Origin of the sequence: Streptomyces yangpuensis (assembly GCF_024666385.1) — a bacterium.
In the GTDB taxonomy this organism is placed as follows: domain Bacteria; phylum Actinomycetota; class Actinomycetes; order Streptomycetales; family Streptomycetaceae; genus Streptomyces; species Streptomyces yangpuensis.
Genome location: NZ_CP102514.1, coordinates 6,579,188 through 6,600,945 on the forward strand (window position 1 = coordinate 6,579,188; position 21,758 = coordinate 6,600,945).

At 73.5% G+C, this 21,758-nt stretch carries 18 protein-coding genes and 1 pseudogene; 12 read left to right on the top strand and 7 right to left on the bottom strand.

Annotated elements, in window-relative coordinates:
* Positions 1 to 88: 88 nt before the first annotated feature.
* Positions 89 to 823: pseudogene (locus tag NRK68_RS29835) on the bottom strand (DMT family transporter); the annotation flags it as partial.
* Between the two features lie 292 nt (positions 824 to 1,115).
* Between NRK68_RS29835 and NRK68_RS29840 the strand changes: the two are divergent.
* Entirely contained in the window at positions 1,116 to 2,603 is a 1,488-nt protein-coding gene (locus NRK68_RS29840) for an SDR family NAD(P)-dependent oxidoreductase (protein ID WP_257857279.1), read from the top strand.
* An 18-nt stretch (positions 2,604 to 2,621) separates the two neighbouring features.
* Here the strand turns inward: NRK68_RS29840 and NRK68_RS29845 are convergent, their stop codons facing one another.
* Positions 2,622 to 3,131, bottom strand: coding sequence for a hypothetical protein (locus tag NRK68_RS29845; RefSeq protein ID WP_373024039.1), 510 nt, complete (start codon positions 3,129 to 3,131; stop codon positions 2,622 to 2,624).
* Positions 3,132 to 3,412: 281 nt separating this feature from the next.
* On the opposite strand from NRK68_RS29845, the gene NRK68_RS29850 reads away from it, so the two are divergent.
* Together NRK68_RS29850 and NRK68_RS29855 are read left to right on the top strand one after the other, a co-directional pair.
* On the top strand, positions 3,413 to 3,586 hold the full coding sequence (locus NRK68_RS29850) for a hypothetical protein (RefSeq protein WP_183064124.1): 174 nt from the start codon (positions 3,413 to 3,415) through the stop codon (positions 3,584 to 3,586).
* A gap of 188 nt (positions 3,587 to 3,774) precedes the next feature.
* On the top strand, positions 3,775 to 4,758 hold the full coding sequence (locus NRK68_RS29855) for an NAD-dependent epimerase/dehydratase family protein (protein ID WP_183064126.1): 984 nt from the start codon (positions 3,775 to 3,777) through the stop codon (positions 4,756 to 4,758).
* On the opposite strand, the gene NRK68_RS29860 is transcribed toward NRK68_RS29855, so the two are convergent.
* Entirely contained in the window at positions 4,744 to 6,183 is a 1,440-nt protein-coding gene (locus tag NRK68_RS29860) for a lipase maturation factor family protein (RefSeq protein ID WP_183064128.1), read from the bottom strand. The genes NRK68_RS29855 and NRK68_RS29860 overlap by 15 nt on opposite strands.
* 250 nt (positions 6,184 to 6,433) lie before the next feature.
* On the opposite strand from NRK68_RS29860, the gene NRK68_RS36825 reads away from it, so the two are divergent.
* The 5 genes from NRK68_RS36825 to NRK68_RS29885 all read left to right on the top strand — a co-directional run bounded on the left by NRK68_RS36825 (position 6,434) and on the right by NRK68_RS29885 (position 12,471).
* Positions 6,434 to 7,702 (top strand): DUF6777 domain-containing protein, encoded by a 1,269-nt coding sequence (locus NRK68_RS36825; RefSeq protein WP_183064130.1) that lies wholly within the window; start codon positions 6,434 to 6,436, stop codon positions 7,700 to 7,702.
* A gap of 7 nt (positions 7,703 to 7,709) precedes the next feature.
* Positions 7,710 to 9,773, top strand: a complete 2,064-nt coding sequence (locus NRK68_RS29870) for a SpoIIE family protein phosphatase (protein ID WP_257857280.1) — start codon at positions 7,710 to 7,712, stop codon at positions 9,771 to 9,773.
* A 150-nt stretch (positions 9,774 to 9,923) separates the two neighbouring features.
* Positions 9,924 to 11,177, top strand: a complete 1,254-nt coding sequence (locus tag NRK68_RS29875) for a hypothetical protein (RefSeq protein WP_257857281.1) — start codon at positions 9,924 to 9,926, stop codon at positions 11,175 to 11,177.
* Between the two features lie 20 nt (positions 11,178 to 11,197).
* A complete protein-coding gene (locus NRK68_RS29880) occupies positions 11,198 to 12,058 on the top strand; it encodes an Fpg/Nei family DNA glycosylase (RefSeq protein WP_257857282.1) in 861 nt (286 codons plus the stop codon).
* Positions 12,059 to 12,084: 26 nt separating this feature from the next.
* Positions 12,085 to 12,471: a hypothetical protein gene (locus tag NRK68_RS29885; RefSeq protein WP_183064135.1), complete on the top strand. Its 387-nt coding sequence runs from the start codon at positions 12,085 to 12,087 to the stop codon at positions 12,469 to 12,471.
* A 21-nt stretch (positions 12,472 to 12,492) separates the two neighbouring features.
* Here the strand turns inward: NRK68_RS29885 and NRK68_RS29890 are convergent, their stop codons facing one another.
* Positions 12,493 to 12,957, bottom strand: coding sequence for a hypothetical protein (locus NRK68_RS29890; RefSeq protein ID WP_046777300.1), 465 nt, complete (start codon positions 12,955 to 12,957; stop codon positions 12,493 to 12,495).
* A 232-nt stretch (positions 12,958 to 13,189) separates the two neighbouring features.
* Positions 13,190 to 13,762 (bottom strand): sigma-70 family RNA polymerase sigma factor, encoded by a 573-nt coding sequence (locus NRK68_RS29895; protein ID WP_183064137.1) that lies wholly within the window; start codon positions 13,760 to 13,762, stop codon positions 13,190 to 13,192.
* A gap of 271 nt (positions 13,763 to 14,033) precedes the next feature.
* Between NRK68_RS29895 and NRK68_RS29900 the strand changes: the two genes are divergently transcribed.
* Entirely contained in the window at positions 14,034 to 15,230 is a 1,197-nt protein-coding gene (locus tag NRK68_RS29900; RefSeq protein ID WP_257857283.1) for a CapA family protein, read from the top strand.
* 19 nt (positions 15,231 to 15,249) lie between these two features.
* Here NRK68_RS29900 and NRK68_RS29905 read toward each other — a convergent pair whose 3' ends face one another.
* Positions 15,250 to 15,711 (bottom strand): universal stress protein, encoded by a 462-nt coding sequence (locus tag NRK68_RS29905; protein WP_183064140.1) that lies wholly within the window; start codon positions 15,709 to 15,711, stop codon positions 15,250 to 15,252.
* Positions 15,712 to 15,794: 83 nt separating this feature from the next.
* On the opposite strand from NRK68_RS29905, the gene lysX reads away from it, so the two are divergent.
* Positions 15,795 to 19,097 carry a bifunctional lysylphosphatidylglycerol synthetase/lysine--tRNA ligase LysX gene (gene lysX, locus NRK68_RS29910; RefSeq protein WP_257857284.1) on the top strand — a complete coding sequence of 1,101 codons (3,303 nt, stop codon included), beginning with the start codon at positions 15,795 to 15,797 and terminating at the stop codon, positions 19,095 to 19,097.
* A 110-nt stretch (positions 19,098 to 19,207) separates the two neighbouring features.
* The gene (locus NRK68_RS29915) at positions 19,208 to 20,104 is read left to right on the top strand and encodes a polysaccharide deacetylase family protein (RefSeq protein ID WP_183064144.1); all 897 of its coding nucleotides are present in this window, start codon (positions 19,208 to 19,210) and stop codon (positions 20,102 to 20,104) included.
* Positions 20,105 to 20,150: 46 nt separating this feature from the next.
* On the opposite strand, the gene NRK68_RS29920 is transcribed toward NRK68_RS29915, so the two are convergent.
* Entirely contained in the window at positions 20,151 to 20,813 is a 663-nt protein-coding gene (locus tag NRK68_RS29920) for a class F sortase (protein ID WP_183064146.1), read from the bottom strand.
* Between the two features lie 512 nt (positions 20,814 to 21,325).
* Between NRK68_RS29920 and NRK68_RS29925 the strand changes: the two genes are divergently transcribed.
* A complete protein-coding gene (locus NRK68_RS29925) occupies positions 21,326 to 21,706 on the top strand; it encodes a hypothetical protein (RefSeq protein WP_308296329.1) in 381 nt (126 codons plus the stop codon).
* Positions 21,707 to 21,758: the final 52 nt, after the last annotated feature.

Consider the following 21,758-nt stretch of genomic DNA (forward strand, 5'->3'; position numbering starts at 1 on the left):
GCGGCACGGCCGTGAGCAGGACCAGGCCGGCCGCCGCCAGCACGGCGCTGGCCAGCGCCGCCGCCGTGCCGGCCGCCCCGTGACGGAAGCCCTCGCCGAACAGCGTGATGCCGACCGTCGCCGCGACCACCGGATTGACCACGGTCACCGTGGCCAGCGGCGCGGTCAGCCCGGCGCCCCGGTAGGCCGCCTGGGACAGCAGCAGCCCGCCCGACGCCAGCACCGCGATCGCCGCCAGGTCCGGCCACATGGCGGCCGGCGCCCCCGACCCGACGGCCTCGGCCACCGACTTGGTGAACACCGAGGCCATGCCGAAGGCCGTACCGGCCGCCGCGGCCAGCAGCACGCTGTGCAGCACCACCCGGTGCATCCGGTGCGCCGCCAGGAACAGCGCCGCCACCGCCGCCCCGGTCACCACGAGCAGCAGGCTCCGCTCGTCGCCCCCCAGGGTTTGCGCCGTCCGCCCGTTCCCGCCGGTCAGCGCCAGCAGCCCGGCGAGTCCGACCGCGGTCAGCACCGCCCCGCGCCAGGCCGCCGCGCCCGCCCGGCGCCCTACGAAGACTGCCGCCATCGGCAGCGCGAAGACGATGGTCAGCGCGCCCAGCGGCTGCACCAGGCTCAGCGGCCCGTACGCGAGCGCCACCACGTGCAGCAGCGCCCCGAGGCCGTTCAGCCCGACCGCCACCCACCAGGCGGCCCGGCGCAGCGGCGCGTACCGCCGGTCCGGCGTGTTCACCGCGACCCTCTCCTGGACGATCGCGCCACCCGCGTACGCCACGGCGGACACGAGGCAGAGCAGGACCGACAGCGCCAGTGCACTCATAAGGTCCACAATGCCGGACCCACCTGCGCTATTCCTCCGCCCACAGGCGGTCACGAGTCATACTCCCGACGTAGTACGGGAGTACGCGGCGTGTTCCTTCCGCCAGCGCGGCGCCACCCCGGCGGCGTCCCTTTCGATCACCGACCGGACCCGTACGGTGACGGCCTGTTCGCGGTGCGTGAGGCTCCTGCGGACGGGTTTGGCTCGGGGCGCGTGGGATCCGTACAGTTTCCCTTTTGAGGACCTCCGCAGCAGGCGGATGCGGACGAGTGATCAAGGAACGGCAGCGGCCATGACGGTGACCGAAGACAGCCACGACCAGGTGCAGGCCTACGGACCGGGCATCGACCCCGAACGGCTGGCGCTCTGCCTCGACGTGCTCGCCGAGCTCGACGGGATCGACGTGGACCACCCGGACGCCATCGCCGTGCGCCGCGCCACCGCGGGCGTCTACCGCACGGTCAAGCAGCGCCGCCGTCAGGAGCGCCGCGCCGCCAAGACCGCCAACGACAAGGCCGTCACCGAGGCGACCGCGACCGGCTCCGCCGAACGCATCGACGACGAGACCGAGGGCATCCTGCCCTCCTCGGTCACGGAGGCCGGCCGGATCGCCGGGATACTCCAGCGCCCGCGCTCCTGCTACGTCTGCAAGACGCGGTACGTCGAGGTCGACTACTTCTACCACCAGCTCTGCCCGGGCTGCGCCGTCGAGAACCGGGCCAGGCGCGAGGCCCGCGCCGACCTCGCCGGCAAGCGCGCGCTGCTCACCGGCGGCCGCGCCAAGATCGGCATGTACATCGCGCTGCGGCTGCTGCGCGACGGCGCCCACACCACGATCACCACCCGCTTCCCCAAGGACGCCATCCGCCGCTTCAAGGCGATGGAGGACTCGGCGGACTGGATGCACCGCCTGGAGGTCGTCGGCATCGACCTGCGCGACCCGGCCCAGGCCGTGGCCCTCGCCGACCAGGTCGCCGAGGCCGGCCCGCTCGACATCCTGATCAACAACGCGACGCAGACCGTGCGCCGCCTGCCCACCGCCTACGCGGCGCTGGTCGAGGGGGAGTCCGCCCCGCTGCCCGCCGGTGAGCTCCCCGCCCACCACGTCATCGGCGCCTTCAACTCCGGCGCGGTCGACGGCCTGGCCGCACTGCCCGTCGGAGTGAGCGGCCTGGAGGCGCAGAAGGTCGCGGACCTCGCCCTGGTCGCGGGCAACGCCAGCCTGGAGCGGCACCTCGCCGGCACCGCCATCGACGCGGGCGGCCTGCTGCCCGACGTGGTCGAGAGCAACACCTGGGTGCAGACCATCGACCAGATCTCCCCGGTCGAGCTGCTCGAAACCCAGCTGTGCAACTACACGTCGCCGTTCATCCTGATCAGCGCGCTCCGGCCGGCCATGGCGGCGGCCGCCCGGCAGGCGTCCAGCGGGCGGGCGTACGTCGTCAACGTCTCGGCGATGGAGGGCGTCTTCAGCCGTGGCTACAAGGGCGCCGGGCACCCGAACACCAACGCCGCCAAGGCCGCGATGAACATGGTGACGCGGACCAGCGGCCAGGAGATGTTCCAGACCGACCGCATCCTGATGACGTCCGTCGACACCGGCTGGATCACCGACGAGCGTCCGCACTTCGACAAGCTGCGCCTCGCCGAGGAGGGCTTCCACGCCCCGCTCGACCTGGTCGACGGCGCGGCCCGGGTCTACGACCCGATCGTGCGCGGCGAGGCCGGCGAGGACCTGTTCGGTGTCTTCCTGAAGGACTACGCCCCGGCGAACTGGTAGCCCCTGAGGCCCCCGGGCCTACCCCGTACGCGTGATCGACCCCCTCGGCGGACCGAGGGGGTCGATCGCGTTCGCGGCCCGGCAGGACCCGGCCGCGACCAGCTCCAGCAGCGGACGCCAGTCCTCCAGCATGCCGGCGTCCGGGCCGGAGGCGCCCGCCGCCTCGCGGGCCCGGCGCAGGGTCGCCACCGCCTCGGCGTCGTCCGGCCCGCCGGTCCCGCCGGCCGTACCGGCCGTACCCGTCGCGCCGGCCGCTCGTACGAGCCGGGCCACCCGGTCGCCCAGCAGGGAGCGCAGTGCCTGCGCTGCGAGTACGGCGTGTCGCGCTCCGTCACCCGGACGGAGCATCCGGCCGACGTCCTGGAGCAGGCCCGCGAGCTGCAGTTCCTTGTCCGCGGGATGGGAGCGCCGGAGCAGCGCCGCGGTCCGCAGGGCGCGGTCGTCGGGGCTGCCGCGCAACAGCTCCATCAGCTCAACCACACTGGTGAAGCACGGCAGTTCGGCCTCCGGCACTCCGGACCCCGACATCGCCGACCCCCTCCCTCGCGCCGCCCGTATCCCGGGTCCGAGCACACCACTTCCGGCGTACCCGTCGGCCGACGACTTGCTGAACTCGCGGCGAAACTGAGAGGGCGCAGCGGATTTTGCCTTCCTATCGAGCGGAGGTCCGCTCATATGTGTACCCTGGGGCATCAAGACGGCCCCCATCCGGGCCGCGCTCCACTAAGGCGCCACCGCGTCCGGAACCCTTGATCCCTTGCCCGGCCCGCGGTCTGCCTGCCGGGTTACGCGACACAGAGGAGTGCGCGGTGACTGAAAAGACGAAGCCCGAACCGAAGTTGCTGGAGCGGACGGGATCGCGTGCCAAGACGCGGTCCGACGAACTCGGAAGCCTGGAGGTCTGGGCGCGCTCAGCCCCGATCCGGCTGGCCGGGTACGAGGACGACCTGGCGGAGGCGCACATCCTGCCCGGCATCGACTAGTCGGCCGGTCGGCGGACCGGCGTGCCGGCCCGCGACGCGGTGACAAGCGCCCCCACGTGCCCACCCGCACCGGGGGCGCTGCTCTGCCCGGCGGTGCATCGCCCCGCATCGCCGTGCTACGCCCTGAGCGTCATCGCCCAGAGCGATCACCGCTTCCGCGGTCCGGCCGGCCGATCCAGGATGATCGCATGAAGCTGCTGATGCTGGGTGGAACCGAATTCGTCGGACGCGCGATCACCGAGGACGCCCTCGCCCGGGGCTGGGAGGTGACCGTCTTCCACCGCGGCCGCCACGCACCTGCACCGGGCACCCGCGCCCTGCACGGGGACCGCACCGCTCCCGGAGGCCTGGCCGCCCTCTCCGAGGGCCGGTGGGACCTCGTCGTCGACACCTGGGGCGGCGCCCCCACGGCCGTGCGCGACAGCGCCCGCCTGCTGGGCGGCCGGGCCGGGAGGTACGTGTACATCTCCAGCCGCTCGGTGTACGCCTACCCCGCCCCCGCCGGGCAGACGGAGGACGGCCTCCTCGTCGACGGCTCCGCGGACGCCGCCTCGACCGCCTACGCCGAGGACAAGAGGGGCGGCGAACTCGCCGCGCTGGACGCCTTCGCCGACCGGGCCCTGCTGGTCCGCGCCGGGCTGATCCTCGGCCCCTACGAGAACGTCGGCCGGCTGCCGTGGTGGCTCAACCGCATCGCGCGCGGCGGTCCGGTGCTCGCCCCCGGCCCGCGGGACCTCCCGATCCAGTACATCGACGTACGCGACCTCGCGCGCTGGACCCTGGACGCCGCCGGGGCCGGCCTCGGCGGCCCGTACAACCTGGTCGCCCCGGTCGGGCACGCCACCATGGGCACGCTCCTCGATGCCTGCGCCGCGGTCACCGGCGGGGCCGCCGACCTGCGCTGGACCGACCCGGCGGCCATCCTGGCGGCCGGCGTCGAGCCCTGGACCGAGCTGCCGGTCTGGCTCCCCGGGGACGAGTCGTACGACCACATGTTCGGCGGGGACGTGACCAGGGCCCTGGAGACCGGCCTGCGGTGCCGCCCCGTGGCGGAGACCGTCGCCGACACCTGGGCCTGGCTGTGCTCCCTCGGCGGCCGGGCTCCGCAGCGGCCGGACCGGCCCGCCCCCGGACTCGACGCCGAGCGGGAGGCCGCGCTACTCGGGCTCTGACAGCCGGGCGTCCGCGAGCCGGGTCGGCGGCAGGTACTCCCGCACCAGCGTGCGGTGCCACCAGTCCCCGGTCTCGCGCAGCTCCCGCCAGGTGGTGAAGCGGTACCGGTAGAGCAGGGCGCGGACGTGGACGGGCGGGGCGTCCGGGAAGGGGTTGTGGCGCAGCAGCCGCAGCGTGTCCCGGTCGCCCGCCAGCAGCCGCTCCACGAACGGCCCGAACCAGTCGCGCGCATAGCCGGGGGAGATCGCCGCGAACCACATCAGCCAGTCCAGCCGCAGGTGGTACGGGGCGAACTGGCGCGGCAGCCTGTGCGGATCGCCCGGTTTGCCCCTGAAGCCGTACTCCTTCCAGTCGCCGTCCTCGCGCGGCACGCGGTCCGCGGTACCCTCCACCGCCACCTCCATGCGGACCCGGCCGACCGAGCCGAAGGCCCCGTAGGTGTTGACCAGGTGCAGCGCGTCGAAGGAGCGGTTCATCACCTGGCGGCGCGAGATCATGTTGAGCACCGGATGGCGGCTGAGGAACAGGACCAGGGCGGTCACCGCGCAGACCAGCACCACGAACCACAGGGGGCCCTCCTGCGAGGCGGCGGCCGGGGGCGGACCGGCGAGGCCGGTGAAGTCCACCGCCGACACGGCGAGGGTGATCGTCAGCCAGTTCAGCCAGGCGAAGTTGCCCGACAGCACGAGCCACAGCTGGGTCGCGACGACGGCCCCGGCCGCGTACGAGGCCACCGGCTGCGGGGTGAACAGGAGCACCGGGACGACCAGCTGCGTCACGTGGTTGGCGGCGCACTCCACCCGGTGGAGCGGCTTCGGCAGGTGGTGGAAGAACCAGCTCAGCGGTCCCGCCATCGGCTGCGTCTCGTGGTGGAAGTAGAGACAGGTGAGCCCCCGCCAGCAGGGGTCCCCGCGCATCTTGATCAGCCCGGCCCCGAATTCGACGCGGAAGAGCAGCCAGCGCAGCAGCCACAGCACGAGCACGGGCGGCCCGGTCCGGGCGTTGCCGAGGAACACCGCGAGGAAGCCGGCCTCCAGCAGCAGTGACTCCCAGCCGAAGGAGTACCAGGTCTGGCCCACGTTCACGATGGAGAGGTACAGCAGCCACAGGGCCGCCCACATCGCCATGGCCGCGGCCAGCGGCACCTCGTCCCCGGCTCCGGCGGCCAGGGCCGCGGCCAGGGCGGCCCCGGTCCAGGCGCAGCCCGCGAAGAGCCGGTCCGAGTAACGCAGTTGGAACAGGCTCGGGGCGCGCCGGAAGGGCACGTACCGTACATAGCGCGGCACGGGCAGCATGCCGTGCGCCCCGATCAGGGCCCGGAACTGCAGGGCGGCCCCGATGAAGGCGACGAGGTAGACGCCGGCAAGGGCCCGCTGGAAGACCAGCCGGGCCAGCCAGTAGTCGGGCGCCGTGAACCAGTCCATCACCTCCAGTATCCGGCCGTCCGGGCGACACCGACACCGGCCGGTGCGCGGCGGGCGGTGGGCGGTACGGCGAGCCGGTCCGGCGGCCCGGTCCGGCGGCCCGGTCCGGCCGCCCGATGTTTTGAACGCGTTCGGTTCGATGGCCGGGCCCGTGCGGCCTCTCGGGCGCGTTCGACGTGCACTCCGGTTGCGGCTTCCGCGCGGATGCGGCAGACAAGAGGGAGCAATCGGGGCGAAAAGGGAGAAATTCGTGAACGGACCGTCACTTCCGACACCTCGTCAGGCGTCGCGTCGTCAGGCACCGGCCGGCGCCGCCCTCTTCGCCCTGCTCGGCCTGTTCGCCGTGGCCTGCGGCGGGCAGGAGGAGCCGACCAGCGCGGCCGGACCCGAGAGCCAGGAGGTCTACCTCCAGCCGGTGGCCAGCGCCGGCCCCGACCCCTTCACCGCCTCCTCGGCCACCGGCGAGTCGGCACCCGTCCAGCCCCCGCTGCCCAACCCCACCGGACAGGGCATCCGTACGGTCAACGCGGCCACCCCCGGCCTCTACGGCGGCACCCAGCGGCTCGGCAGCTGCGACGTGGAACAGCAGGTGCAGCACCTGACGGACGACAGCGGCAAGGCCCGCGCCTTCGCCGAGGCGTCCGGGATCGAAGTGGCCAGGATCCCCGATTTCCTGCGCGGGCTCACCCCCGTGGTGCTGCGCGCCGACACCCGCGTCACCAACCACGGCTTCCGCGGCGGCCGCGCCGACGGCTACCAGTCCGTCCTCCAGGCGGGCACCGCCGTCCTCGTCGACGACCACGGCATGCCACGGGTCAGGTGCGGCTGCGGCAACCCGCTCGGCTCCCCGCGCGCGGCCAAGGGGAGCCCGGTGCACAAGGGCGACCCGTGGAACGGCTACCAGCCCAACCAGGTCGTCGTCATCGAACCCACCACCCACGTGATCAACAACCTGGTGATCGTCAACGTCGCGGACAACACCTGGATCGAGCGCAAGCGCGGCGACGACGGCGCCCAGGACCGGACCCCGCAGGCCCTGCCCCCCTACGACCCGGCCGACGGCATCCCGAGCGGCCCGGCCGACCCCTCCGGCGCCGCCTCCGCAGCGCCCTGCCCGAGCACCCCCGGGGCCGGGCAGACGGACTGCACCCCGTACCCGTCGGACCAGGCGGCTCCGCAGTCACCGGGCGCGAACCAGCCGCAGAGCCCCGCAGCGCCGCTGAACCCCTCCACCCGGCCCCGGCAGCCCCAGCAGCCCCAGAAACGGCCGCCGTCGGACCTCCCGTCCGACCCGCTGACGCAGGACCCCGCCGACCCGGCGCTCCCGCCGTACCCCGACGGATCGACGACTCAGCCCGGCGATCCCCAGGACCCGTACGCCGATCCCTACGCAGACTCCTACACGGATCCGTACGCCGACCCGTACACGGATCCCTCCACCGACCCGTACACCGATCCCTACACCGACCCGGACCTCCAGCCGGCCGCCGACCAGGACCACCCGCTGGAGAGCGCCTGACCGGCCCGTGTGTCATGGTGGACCGGTGCCGACCACCGTATCGCTGCCGGACGACTGGCCCGCACACCCGGACCGGTCGCTCTCGCTCAACCGCATGGGAAGTTTCGACTGGGACCTGGTCACCGGTCTCATGCACATGGACGAAGCCGCCCTCGACGTCTTCGACCTGACCCCCGCGGAATACGGCGGCCGGCCCGAGTCCCTCTCCCCGCGCGTGCCGCCCGCCGAGTCGGCCCGGCTCGACGCCATGGTCTCCTCCGCCCTCAAGAGCGAGGTGGACAGCTACGGCGCCTACTTCCGCATCCGCTGCCGGGACGGGCGGCTGCGCTGGACCCACACCCAGGGCCGCGTCATGCGCGGCGGGGACGGGCGCCCCCACCGGATCATCGGCATCGTCCGGGACGCCACGGAGGAACTCAGCCACTCGGCGGAACGCCTCGGACTCGACGAGGAACGGCGCCGGCAGACCTCGGTGGTCGAGTCCACCACCGCCGCGCTCGCGCACGCCCGCACCGTCCAGGACGTCATCGACGCGCTCGGCGACGCCCACGGCCTGGAGCGGCTGGGCTCCATGGGCATGGTGATGGGCCTGGTCGAAGCCGGCCGGATCCACCTGGTGGCTGAAGGCCCCGACGGCAGCTTCGTCCCCGGGACCCGCTACACCCGCATCGACGAGCAGTACCCGATGAGCGAGGTGGTCCGCTCCCTCCAGCCGCGCTTCCTCGACTCGGCGGAGGAGTTCGCCCAGGGCTACCCGGCGCTCTGGGCGAAGATCTCGTACATGCGGATCTCGGCCGCCGCCTACCTGCCGCTCATCGCCCAGGCCCGCCCGATCGGCGCCATCGGACTGCTCTACCAGGACAAGGACGGCTTCACCCAGGAGGAGCGCAACCTGCTCGTCGCCCTCGGCAGCAGCATCGCCCAGAGCCTCCAGCGGGCCATGCTGCTGGAGCAGGAGCACGACCTGGCCGAAGGCCTCCAGCAGGCCATGCTGCCCCGGCGGATCCCCGCCGTCCCCGGCGGGGAGATCGCCGTACGGTACCGCTCCGCCCGCATGGGCCAGGACATCGGCGGCGACTGGTACGACGTCATTCCGCTGCCGGGCGGCCGGGTCGGCGCGGTCATCGGCGACGTCCAGGGCCACGACACCCACGCGGCCGCGGTCATGGGCCAGCTGCGCATCGTCCTGCGCGCGTACGCCGCCGAAGGGCACTCGCCCGGCACGGTCATGGCCCGCGCCTCCGTCTTCCTGCACGAGCTGGACACCGAGCGCTTCGCGACCTGCACCTATGTGGAGGCCGACCTCTCCACCGGAGTGCTCCAGGTGGTCCGCGCCGGCCACATCGATCCCCTGCTGCGCACCCGCGACGGGGACTGCCACCGGCTCCCGGTGGGCGGCGGCATGCCGCTCGGCCTCTCGGCGGAGTTCGGCCGGCTCGAGTACCCGGTGACCACTGTGGAACTGGATCCGGGAGAAACGCTCCTGCTGTGCACGGACGGCCTGGTCGAACACCCCGGGGCCGACCTCGACGACGGAATACACCTGCTGGCCTCCCACATCCGCGGCGGCCCCGCCGACCTGCAGCTCCTCGCCGACCGGCTGTGCGAGATCGCCACCGAGCGCGGCGGCAACGACGACATGGCCCTCCTGCTGCTGCGCCGCCGCCCCGCCCCCGCCCCGCCCGGCGGCGGCCGGCTCCAGCAGCACGTGGCACCGGGCGACCCGGAGGCCCTGGTGGCCGCCCGCCACATGATCGGCGCGGCGGTGCGCGCCTGGGGCGCGCGGGAACGGGCCGACGAGATCGAGCTGGTCGCGGACGAGCTGATCGTGAACGCGCTCATGCACACGGACGGACCCGCCATCGTGACCCTGCGCATCCTGGCGGGCCACGAACGCCGGCTGCGCGTGGAGGTCGCCGACCGCTCCAGCGCGCTCCCGCGCCGGCGCGAGGCGGGCGATTCGGGGGTGTCGGGCCGCGGCCTCATGCTCGTGGACCGGCTGGCGGACGTCTGGGGCGTGGAACCGCGCGGCAGCGGCAAATGCGTGTGGTGCGAGTTCGTCATGGGCTGAGGGCCGCGCCCGGCCGCCGGGCCTGAGGGCGCCGGGCCGCCCGGGCCTGAGGGCCGCGCCGGGCCGCCGGGCCTGAGGGCCGCGCCCGGCCACCGGGCCCGCGGAAAGTCCGTTGCGGCGAGCGGCAGCGGTCCCCGAGGATCGGTGGCGATGACCGACACCATGGACGAAGTACGCCGTTTGCTGCAGCAGGACGATCTGCCCGGAGCGGTCCGGTCCCTGCGACCACATGCCGAGACGGCACCGATCGCCGAGCTGGCCCGGGCCACCGCGGCCCTGGCCGACAAGGCCGGGTTCACCGATCTGGCCGACGCCGCCCGCACGGCTGCCGCGCGGCCCCACGAACCGCAGGCCCTCTACGACTTCGGGTACGCCTGCGTCGAACGCGGCATCCCCTTCCTCGCCGTCGCACCGCTGCGTGAGGCGCTCGGGCTGCTCCCCGACTCGCGCCCGCTCCTCACCGAGCTGGTCGCCGCCCTGGAGGACGAGCGCCGGCACGCCGAGGCCGCCGCGCTGCTGGCAGGCCGCGGCGACCGGCTGCCCGCCTGGCCCGAGACCTACCTCCTCGTGCACAACACCCTCTTCGCCGGGGACCTGGACACCGCCGAGGCGCTGCTGCCCACTCTTCCCGCGCCCGAGGACCCGCAGTGGGCGCCCGCCCGGGACCGCCAGGCGCACCAGGTCCGGCGCAGCGGCCGGGCCCGCCACGCCCAGCGCGGAGCCGGACACCCCGACCCGCTCGGCCCGGCCGACCTGCGCGGCTGGCACCACGGCCTCACCGGCGGGCTCCTCGGCACCCTGTCCCCGTACGGCTGGGACGCCGGGATGACCGGCCGGTACGCCTACCTCGGGGACACCTTCGGGCAGTGCCGCCACGGCCTGGCCCGACTCGGGATCGCCCTGGAGGCCGCCGGGCGCCGCCCCGCGAGCGTCTCGCTGCTGCCGGGCCGGTCCGACCGGATCCTCGGCCTCGCCGCCGCCGCGGTGCTCGGGCTGCCCGCCGTACCGTACGAGCCCGGCCGCACCGACACCCTCGTCGTCGCCTACGACCTGAACCGGTGCGACCCGGACCTCGTCCGCACGCTGCACGCCCGCGCCGACGGCCAGATCCTGTCCGAGCACGCCACCTGCTGGACCGACCCGCCCGCGGTGAGCGCCGACTTCAGCACGCTGCTGTGCCAGTTCGTCGCCCCGCCCTGGCAGGACGACGACCGGTCCGAGGAGGAGATCGCCCGGGACATCGCCGCGGCGGACCCCGCCCCGGACGGCGGCGACGGAGCGGCCCCGCCCGATCCGGACGAGGCGTTCCGCGCCTTCGTGGCCGGCGTCGCCCCCGGCTGGCTCGCGGCCCCCCGGGACCGCGTCGCCTCGCCCGGCCCCGTACCCAGCTCGCGCTTCGCCTGAGACGGCGGCAGGCTGGGACCATGCCGGAGCTGCCCGAGGTCGAGGCCCTGCGCGAGTACCTCGACGAGCACCTCACCGGGCGGGTGGTCGAGCGCGTCCTCCCGCTCGCGGTGAGCGTGCTCAAGACGTACGACCCGCCGCTGACCGCCCTCGAAGGCCGGCCGGCCGGGGCCGTCGCCCGCCACGGGAAGTTTCTCGACCTGCGGATCGGCGAACTCCACCTCGTCACCCACCTGGCCCGGGCCGGCTGGCTGCGCTGGCAGGACACCCTGCCCGCGCAGCCGCCGCGGCCCGGAAAGGGGCCGCTGGCCCTGCGCGTCGCCCTCGACGGCGGCGGCGGCTTCGACCTCACCGAGGCCGGGACCCAGAAGCGGCTCGCCGTGTACGTGGTCCGCGACCCGCAGGAGGTCCCCGGTATCGCCCGGCTCGGCCCCGATCCGCTCGCCGACGGCTTCGGCCGGGACGCCTTCGCCGCACTGCTCGCGGGGGAGCGGCGTCAGATCAAGGGCGTCCTGCGGGACCAGAGCGTGATCGCGGGGATCGGCAACGCCTACAGCGACGAGATCCTGCACGCCGCCCGTGTGTCGCCGTTCAAGCTCGCCTCCTCCTTCGGCGAGGAGCAGATCACTCAGCTGTACGCCGCGGTCCAGGACACCCTGCGCGAAGCGGTCGGCCGGGCGCACGGCGTCGCCGCGGGGAAGCTCAAGGCCGAGAAGAAGAGCGGTCTGCGCGTGCACGGCCGGGCCGGCGAGCCGTGCCCGGTGTGCGGGGACACGATCCGGTCGGTGTCCTTCGCCGACTCCTCGCTGGAGTACTGCCCCACCTGCCAGACCGGCGGGAAACCGCTCGCCGACCGGCGGCTTTCGCGCCTCCTCAAATAGCGGGGCGCTGCGTAGACTCCGGCACCATGCCCGAGGAACAGCAGCCGTCGCCCCGGCGCGAGGTCGTCACCGGGGTGCCCCGGGGTGCCCGCCGCCGGGCGCCCGCCCACACCCCGGCCCGTTCGGAGATCTCCGAGCAGACCAGCCTCGGGGCCACCTACGTACGGGCCCTGATGCGCAGCCAGCTGCGCGCGGGCCTCGGGGCGCTGGCCGCGCTGGCCTGCCTGGTCGGGGCCCTTCCGCTGGTGTTCGCGGTGCCCAGGGCCAGGTCGGGGCCGCTCGTCTGGCTGGTGCTGGGTCTGCTGGTGTATCCGGTGATGTGGCTGATCGCCCGGTGGTACGTCCGCCGGGCGGAGCGCAACGAGGCCGATTTCACGGGCCTGGTGATGGATCCGGCCGACCGGTCCGGCTAGCCGGACCGGCTGCGCCGCCCGTCAGAACAGGTGCATCGCCAGGTGGCCCAGGGGCAGCCCGAGCTGCCAGGCCGGGGTCCACACCCGCGCGTTCTCGTCCAGTCCCGGCGGGGTGTCGGTGTGGCCGTGGTGCCCCGGGTCGAGATTGGTCGCGAACAGTTCGGTGCCGTCCAGCCAGCGCCATGCCGCCCGGGCCAGTTCCAGGTCGGGGTCCTCGCCGCTGCCGCTCTCCCGGGCCGCCTCGCCCAGGTCGAGGAAGCGGGTGTGCACCCAGTCGCGCCAGGGGTGGCCGTACGCCGTCAGCGACAGCCACTCGTCGAGCTGGGAGACCACGCGGATCCCGGAGAGCTCGCCGGCCGCGTCGGAGAGGTAGATGGTCAGGGCGAGCGTGTCCCGTCCGGCCCTGAACTCCAGCGTGCTGACCGGGATCAGCCGGCCCGTGCGCAGCAGTTCGTCGGCGATGTACTCGGCGTAGAGCCAGGCCATGGGCACCGCGAGCCCACCGTCACTGGTGCCGTTCGTACCCTCGGGCTGCACCGTCCCACCTTCTCCCGCGCGTCGAGCGTCCCGTCGTCAGCCCCGAGCCTTCACCGAGCGGCTGACGGCGCGGGGGATGTTTACTCAACTTGGACGGTCTTATGTCGAATTCGATGCGCTTTTTGTCCGGTCCGCATCCCTTCACGCCGTTCCGGGATCCGTTCCCGGGTGGGCGCGGGTGTCAGGCGCCGAGTCCGTAGCCGTAGCCCTGGAGGCCCTTCCTCAGGGCGCGCAGGGCGTAGTACGTACGGGACTTGACCGTTCCGGCCGGAATGCCGAGCTCGGCGGCGGCCTCCGCCACCGACCGGTCGCGGAAGTAGACCTGGAGCAGCACCTCACGGTGCTCCTGCCCCAGGGACCCCACGGCCCGCCGTACGTCGATGGCCGTGACCGACCCGGCCACCGCGTCCTCGGGCGCGGCTGCCTGCTCCAGCCCCTCGGGGTCCACCTCCAGCGGCCGTGACAGCCGGGCCCGCCGGGCGTCGATCGCGAGCCGCCGGGCCACGGTGAACAGCCAGGGCCGCATGGATTCGTGCCCGCTGGCCAGGGCCTCCGGGTGCTGCCAGACCCGTACCAGGGTCTCCTGAACGAGGTCCTCCGCGCGCTGGGCGTCTCCGGCGGTGAGGCCGACCAGGAATCCGAACAGGGCCCGCCCGTGGTCGCGCTGGAGTTCGGCCAGCGCCTCGGAATCCGTACGCGGGAGGGTGGGGGAGAGCGGCACGTGTGGCTCCTTCCGGGGTGCGGGTGGGGGCATGGGGGCGGCGCCCCGTCCACCCTGACCTGCGCGGAGCCGACCCGGAACCGTCCTGCCCCGGCGTTGCGCCCAAGCAACCGGGTGGTCCGACGGGCGGCCGTGCCGGGCGGTGAACGGTCGAACGGCGCGGCGAACGGCAGGCGGCGTGCGGTGTCCGCCGTCGGGGTGGGCTCGTCGGCCGGACGCGGTCCCGGTCCTTGACTTACTGCGTGTTGTTATGTGGATTGCAGATGATGACATGTCAGATAGTCGTATAAATGGGAGCCGATTGATGACCACGCGCACCCGGCCCAGAGCGGTAGCCCTGCTCTCCGCCCTCCTGCTGTCCGCGGCGGCGGGATGCTCGGCCGCCGGGGACACCGCCCCGGCCCGCCTCGGGGAATCCGGCCCACCGGCTCCCTCCAGCGCCGCCGGTGTGCCCGCCGCCAAGGGCTTCACCCTGGTCGCGAGCGGCGACGTACTGCCGCACACCTCGGTCATCCGGCACGCGGCGGACGACGCGGAGGGCGAGGGCCACGACTTCCGGCCGATGTTCTCCGGCGTCAAGGCCATGGTCTCGGGAGCCGATCTGGCCCTCTGCCACATGGAGACGATCTACGGCGAGGAGGGCGGGCCCTTCTCCGGCTACCCCGCCTTCAAATCCCCGCCGGAGGTCGCCGACGGCCTGAAGGACGCCGGCTACGACGGCTGCTCCACCGCCTCGAACCACACCCTCGACGACGGGGCCGCCGGGCTGCGCCGCACACTGGACCGCTTCGACAAGGTCGGCCTGCGGCACGCCGGGTCGGCCCGTACCGCGGCCGAGGCGGCCGCGGTCACCACGTACACGGCGGGCTCGGCCAAGGTGGCACACCTCGCGTACACCTACGACACCAACGGCTACCCGCTGCCCGACGGCCAACCATGGGCGGTCAACCTGATGAAACAGGACAGGATCGTCGCGGACGCCCGGGCCGCCCGGAAGGCGGGCGCGGACGTGGTGCTCGTCAGCGTCCACTGGGGCACGGAGTGGCAGACCGAACCGGACGAGACCCAGCTCTCGCTGGGCAGGGCGCTGACCGCCTCCCGGACCGGCGACCGGCCCGACATCGATCTGATCCTGGGCACGCACGCACACATTCCCCAGCCCTACGAGAAGGTCAACGGGACCTGGATCGTCTACGGCATGGGCGACCAGGTTGCGGGCGAGATGTTCAACCACAGCGGCGCCCGGGACATGCGCGGCAACTACGGCTCGATCGGCCGCTTCACCTTCGCCCCGCCGGCCGGGGCGGGGCAGCGCTGGCAGGTCACCAAGGCCGAGTTCGTGCCGCAGATGATGGACCTGTCCGCCGGCCGGGTCGTCCACCTCCCCGACGCCCTCGCGAAGGACCCGGGCCGCCAGGACTACGAGGCCGCCCGGGATGCGATCACCGAGGCCGTCCTCAGCCGCGGCGCCGCCAAGGACGGCCTGGTGGTTGCCCCGTAGGGGCTCGGTTCGGGGGAGGTCAGGGGACCACGGTCACCGGCCAGCGGCCCGCCTTGACCAGACGGATCGCCACCGAGCCGACGATGCGGTGCCCCGCCTGCTCCGAGGCGCCGACCACCACCGCGTCCGCCATCAGCTCCTGCGCCGCGCTCACCAGACCGGCGTAGGGGTCGCCGCGGAAGGTGTGGAACTCCCAGCGCACCTCGTAGATGCCCTTGAGCCGCTCCGCCGACGCGCGGATCTCGGCCACCAGCCCCTCCGCGATCTCCCCGGTGGTGTCCGCCACGGGCGCGCCGAGCGCCGCCCCGGCCGGTACCACCGGCTGGACGTACACCAGCGCCAGCAGGGCGTTCTGCCGCCGGGCCAGGCCGGCCGCGTAGGCCGCCGCCCGCAGTGAGGACTCCGAACCGTCCACCCCGGCCACGATCACCTTCGGGCCGTCGGTACCGCGTTCGAACCCCGAGTCCGTGTGCTCCGTCACCCTGCGAGGATAGGCCGTGCCGTGCGCGGAGCCCCCACCCGCTCGGCGCGCGCACCGGCGCACCCCTCCCTACAGTGCGAACCATGAGTGCCACCGCGCAGGAGACGCAACGCACCCGCAGCCGCTTCCTGAACCGGGTGCCCGACGGGTTCGGCGCGTTCTTCGGGACGATCGGCCTGCTGTGCGCGCTGCTGTCGCTCTCCCCGACACTGCGGCGCCTCCTGCGGCACATCGTGCGCTTCCTCGACCTGATCGTCGTACCGGTCAGCGCGAACCTCGCCTACGCCGTCTTCCTCTTCCTCTTCGCGGCGGCCCTCGGGACCCGCAAGAAGGTCGCCTGGTGGATGGTCATCACCTATCTGGCCCTGCTGATCGTCGACGACCTGCTGGACATCGCGGTCGGCGACTACTGGATCGGCATCTCGTCCATGGTCCTGGCCGTCGCCGCCATGGCCGTACTGATCGCCGCCCGCAAGGAGTTCTACGCCGCGTCCCGGCCCGGGGCGCTGTGGCACGCCCTGATCGTGCTCGGCCTCGGCATGTTCGCCGCGGTCCTCCTCGGCTGGGCCCTCGTCGCCCTCTTCCCCGGTTCCCTGCCCCGCGGCCAGTGGCTGGACTGGGCCGCCAAGCAGGTCTTCGGCGGCCTCTTCTCGGCCCGGCAGTTCGACGGCCGCCCGCCCCGGCCGCTGTACTTCCTCCTCGGCCTCTTCGGCGCCGTCGCCCTGCTCAACGCGGCCGCCACCCTCTTCCGCTCCCAGCGGCTGACCGCGGCCCTGCACGGCGACGAGGAACCCCGCATCAGAGCCCTCCTCGGCGCGTACGGACGGGCCGACTCGCTCGGCTACTTCGCCACCCGGCGCGACAAGGCCGTCGTCTTCGCCCCCAACGGCCGGGCCGGCGTCACCTACCGCGTCGAAGCCGGTGTCTGCCTCGCCAGCGGCGACCCGGTGGGCGACCCCGCCGCCTGGTCCGCCGCCATCGACGCCTGGCTGGCCGTGGCCCGCCGCCACGGCTGGCAGCCCGCCGTGATGGGCGCGTCCGAGGACGGCGCCACCGCCTTCGCACGGTCCGGGCTGAGCGCCCTCCAACTGGGCGACGAGGCCATCCTGCACGTCGCCCACTTCGACCTCGACGGCCGGGACATGCGCGTCACCCGCCAGGCCGTCAACCGCGTCAAGCGAGCCGGCGCGACCACCGTCATCCGCCGCCACTCGGCCCTCTCCGAGGAGGAGATGCGGACCATCATCGACCGCGCGGACCGCTGGCGGGACACCGAGACCGAACGGGGCTTCTCCATGGCCCTGGACCGGCTCGGCGACCCCGCCGACGGGGACTGCCTGCTGGTCGAGGCCTTCGACGCCGAGGGCGAGCTGATCGCCCTGCTCTCCTTCGTCCCCTGGGGCGGCGACGGCATCTCCCTCGACCTGATGCGCCGCGACCGCACCGCACCCAACGGGGTCATGGAGTTCATGGTCGCCGAACTGTGCGCCGCCGCCCCCGGCCTCGGCGTGCGCCGCATCTCCCTCAACTTCGCCGTCTTCCGGTCCGCCTTCGAGGAGGGCGGCCGCATCGGCGCCGGCCCCGTCCTGAAGGTGTGGCGCAGACTGCTGCTCTTCTTCTCCCGCTGGTGGCAGCTGGAGGCGCTGTACCGCTCGAACGTCAAGTACGGCCCCGAGTGGTACCCGCGGTTCCTCTGCTACCAGGACGCCGGCTCGCTCGCCCGGGTCAGCCTCGCCTCCGGCATCGCCGAGGGCTTCGTCTCCGTACCCAGCCTGCGCACCCTGTGGGGCAACGCCCACCCCAAGGGCGTCACCGCCCCCGCCACCACCGAGGGGCTGCCCCCCATCGAATCCCTGGGCCTGGAGACGGTGGGGGAGGAGCTCCCCGGCGTGCCCGTGGAGCGGCTGCCCGAACAGGTACGCGTACGGCATGCCAAACTCGACCGCATCAGGGCCGCGGGCACCGACCCCTACCCGGTGGGGATCCGCCTGCGCACCCACACCGTCGCCCAGCTCAAGGCGGCCCACCCGGGCCACCCGCCCGGCGCCCGGACCACCGCGACCGCCACCCTCGCCGGGCGCGTGATGGTCGTACGCGACCTCGGCGGCGTGGTCTTCGCCGTCCTGCGCGACTGGTCCGGTGACATACAGCTGATGCTCACCCGCGACGAGGCGGGCCCCGAGGTGCTCGACTCCTTCACCTCCCAGGTCGACTTCGGCGACCACGTCCTCGTGACCGGCGAGCCCGGCGCCAGCCGGACCGGCGAGCTCTCCCTCGTCGTCCGCTCCTGGCAGCTCACCGGCAAGTGCCTGCGGCCCCTCCCCGACAAGCGCAAGGGTCTCGCCGACCCGGAGGCCCGGGTCCGCCGCCGTTACCTCGACCTGGTCGCCAGCCCCGAGGCCCGCGACGTCGTACGGGCCCGCTCCAGCGCCGTCCAGGCGCTGCGCCAGGGGCTGCTCGACCGCGGCTACCTGGAGGTCGAGACCCCGATGCTCCAGCAGATCCACGGCGGCGCCAACGCCCGCCCCTTCCGCACCCACATCAACGCCTACGACCTCGACCTGTATCTGCGGATCGCGCCCGAGCTGTACCTCAAACGGCTCTGCGTCGGCGGGATGGAGAAGGTCTTCGAGATGGGCCGCACCTTCCGCAACGAGGGCGTCTCCTACAAGCACAACCCCGAGTTCACGATGCTGGAGGCCTATCAGGCCTTCGCCGACTACGACGTCATGCTCGACCTCACCCGGGAACTGATCCAGGGGGCCGCCACCGCCGCCTACGGCTCACCGATCGCACACAAGGCCGGCGCCGACGGGAAGCTCGTCGTCCACGACATCTCCGGAACCTGGCCGGTCAAGACCATGTACGGGGCCATCAGCGAGGCCCTCGGCGAGGAGGTCGACGCCGACACCGAGGAGAGCGTCCTGCGCAGGCTGTGCGACCGGGCCAAGGTCCCCCACGGACCCGAGGACACCCGCGGCGACGTGGTCCTGGAGATGTACGAACGGCTGGTGGAGGAACGGACGAAACTCCCCACCTTCTACAAGGACTTCCCCACCGACGTCTCCCCGCTCACCCGCCAGCACCGCCGGGACCCGCGGCTCGCCGAGCGCTGGGACCTCGTCGCCTTCGGCACCGAACTGGGCACCGCCTACTCGGAGCTGACCGACCCCGTCGAACAGCGGCGCAGGCTCACCGCCCAGTCCCTGCTCGCGGCCGGCGGCGATCCCGAGGCCATGGAACTCGACAACGACTTCCTCGACGCCCTCGAATACGCGATGCCGCCGACCGGCGGCCTCGGCATCGGCGTGGACCGCCTCGTCATGTTCCTCACGGGCCTGACGATCCGCGAGACCCTCCCGTTCCCCCTGGTACGGCGCGGCTGACGGGCCGCCGCCGCGGGGGCCGACCGCCCGGCTGGTCCGCACGGGTGAGCGGGGCGGGGCGCGTCCGCGCCTCTCGACATCTGCGGGGACGTCGTTGATACGTAGTAATAATGAAAAAAGACGAGCCGACAGTAGGGCGGCGCGTGCTCCTGCGCACCGCCGTCCTCCTCGGAGTCGCAGCCGCCGGACTGATCACCGCGCGCAACGGCATCGAGGGCGCAGCGCCCGCGACACCGGGCGTACCGGGGCCCGCCTCCGGGCCCGGCCCGAACCCCGCGGCGGGCGCGCCCGGCGCGCTCCCCGGGGCCCTGCCCGAGAAGGCCTACCGGCTGCGCCCCATGACGGCGGACGCCCCCGCCCGGCCGGCCGCGGTCAGACCGGCCGTGCGCAGCCGGCCCATCCTGGAACTCCCGGCCGGCGCACACACCGACAGCTCCATGGTCCTCACCTTCGACGACGGACCGGACCCCCGCTACACCCCGGCCATCCTCGACACCCTCGGCCGCTACGGCGTGCGCGCCATGTTCTTCGTCTGCGGGGAGATGGCCGCGGAGAACAAGGGCCTGCTGCGCCGTATGGCCGACGAGGGGCACGTCATCGGCAACCACACCTGGACCCACCCGCACATCCCCAGGCTGAGCAGGCCGGCCCTCGCCGCCGAGATCGGCCGCACCAGCGAGGTCGTCCAGCAGGCCGTGGGCGAGGCGCCCCAGTGGTTCCGGGCGCCCTACGGCGAGTGGAACCGGGCCGCCTTCGAGATCGGGGCCGAGCTGGGCATGGAGCCGCTCGCCTGGACCGTGGACAGCCTGGACTGGGAGGAGCCCGGCGTCACCACCATCGTCTCCCGGGTCCTGCGGGGTGCCGGGCCCCGCGCGATCGTGCTGTCGCACGACGCCGGCGGCAACCGGTCGCAGAGCGTCCGGGCCATCGACTCGTACCTGCCCCAACTGCTGGCCCGGGGCTACCGGATGACGCTGCCGACCCTGTCCGCCGTGGCGTCGCACTGACAACGGTGCGGGGCCGGGACGTCCCCCGGCCCCCCGGCCCCCCGGTTCAGCGGGCCTCCACCATCCGGGCGAAGACGACCACGTTGCCGTCGTACCCGCGCGCCTTGGAGTATCCGCCGCCGCAGGTGATCACCCGGAGTTCCGCGTGCCCGGTGTCCCCGTACACACGTGCCCCGGGGAAGGCCTCCTTGGAGAACACCTCCACGCCGTACACCTCGAACACCGCCGTGCGCCCGTCGTACCGCTCCACCTCGATCCGGTTGCCCGGCTTGACCGAGCCCAGGCCGTAGAAGACCGCCGGGCCCTGCGCGTTGTCCACGTGGCCCACGACCACCGCCGAGCCCCGCTGCCCCGGCGAGATGCCGTTGAGGTACCAGCCCGCCAGGTTGCGCTCCTGCGGCGGTGGCGCGTCGATCCAGCCCTCCGCGTCCAGCCCGACCGTCATCACCGGCGCGTCCACGTTGATCGTGGGAATCCGGATGCGCTGCACCGACGAGTGGTCCAGCAGCTCCATGTCCGCGGGTGGCTTCGGCGGATTCGCCGGCAACTGGTCGGCCGTCACCGCGACGGCCGAGGCCGCGGTGGGCTGGGGCGGTCCGTCGTCGATGTTCACGCCGTTCCGCACCATGGCGAGGCCGCTGAGCATGACCAGGGCGAGTACGCCCCACGGCGAGCGTTTGCGCGAGTGCCCTGTCTCGTCCTCGCCCATCGTTCTCCCTTCCCGACGCGGGGGTCCCGACCCGCGTTCCCTTCCCACCCCTGTACGCCCTGCTTCACGCACGCTAAGGCCGGGGCGGCAGGTCGGCGAGAGGGGAGGGGCGAACGGGTGGCCGCGGCCGCGGAGGGGGCCGAAGGGGCCGGAAGGGATGCGCCCATCCAGGTAATCGTCACATAAATGCCTGACGGGTCGTGACCTGCGGATCCGTCGGCCCGGGCGTCCGCGCTTCGGCGTGTCGCTCAACCGGGCGGCCCAAAGCCGGACATGCGCGGATTGCGGGACGACCGGAGGGTTCGACGTGGGACGCGTTCTCGTCGATCATCCGGGGCCGACGCTCCGGGGCGCTTCCCGCTGGAGGTTCCACCATGCGTGTCTTGCGCGCTCTTACCGTGACGGCGGCAGCATGTGCCGCGCTCGGCCTCAGTGCCCCGCTCGCCTCCGCGAACCAGGACCCCGGGGGCCGGGGTGGGAATGGGGGTGGGAACGGCCCCAGCAACATCTCGGTGAACCCGTACGCCGTGCACCAGGGGTCCACGATGCAGGTCAGCGCGGCGGGCTGCGGTCACGGCGGTACCGTCACCTCGCACGGAAACTTTCCGCCGGCGAACCTGTCCGCCGGATCGATCGGGTTCGCGACCGTGCGGGTCTTCAACCACGCCTCGCCGGGCACCCACACGCTGGCGGTCAAGTGCAACGACAGCAACCTGGTCGCCACGGCCCGGTTCCGGATCCTCGAGGGCAACCCCTCGCAGGGCGGCATCGGAGGGTCCTTCGGCCCGTCCACCGCCGAGACGGCCATCGGCGCGGGCCTCGTCGGCGCCTCCGCCCTGGGCGCGGGTGCCCACGTGCTGCGCCGTCGCCGTCCGCTCCGCGGCCGGAGCTGACCGGAAGGCCCTCCCGGTCGGTCACCGCCCGCTCCGCCGGTCGCCCCGCGTC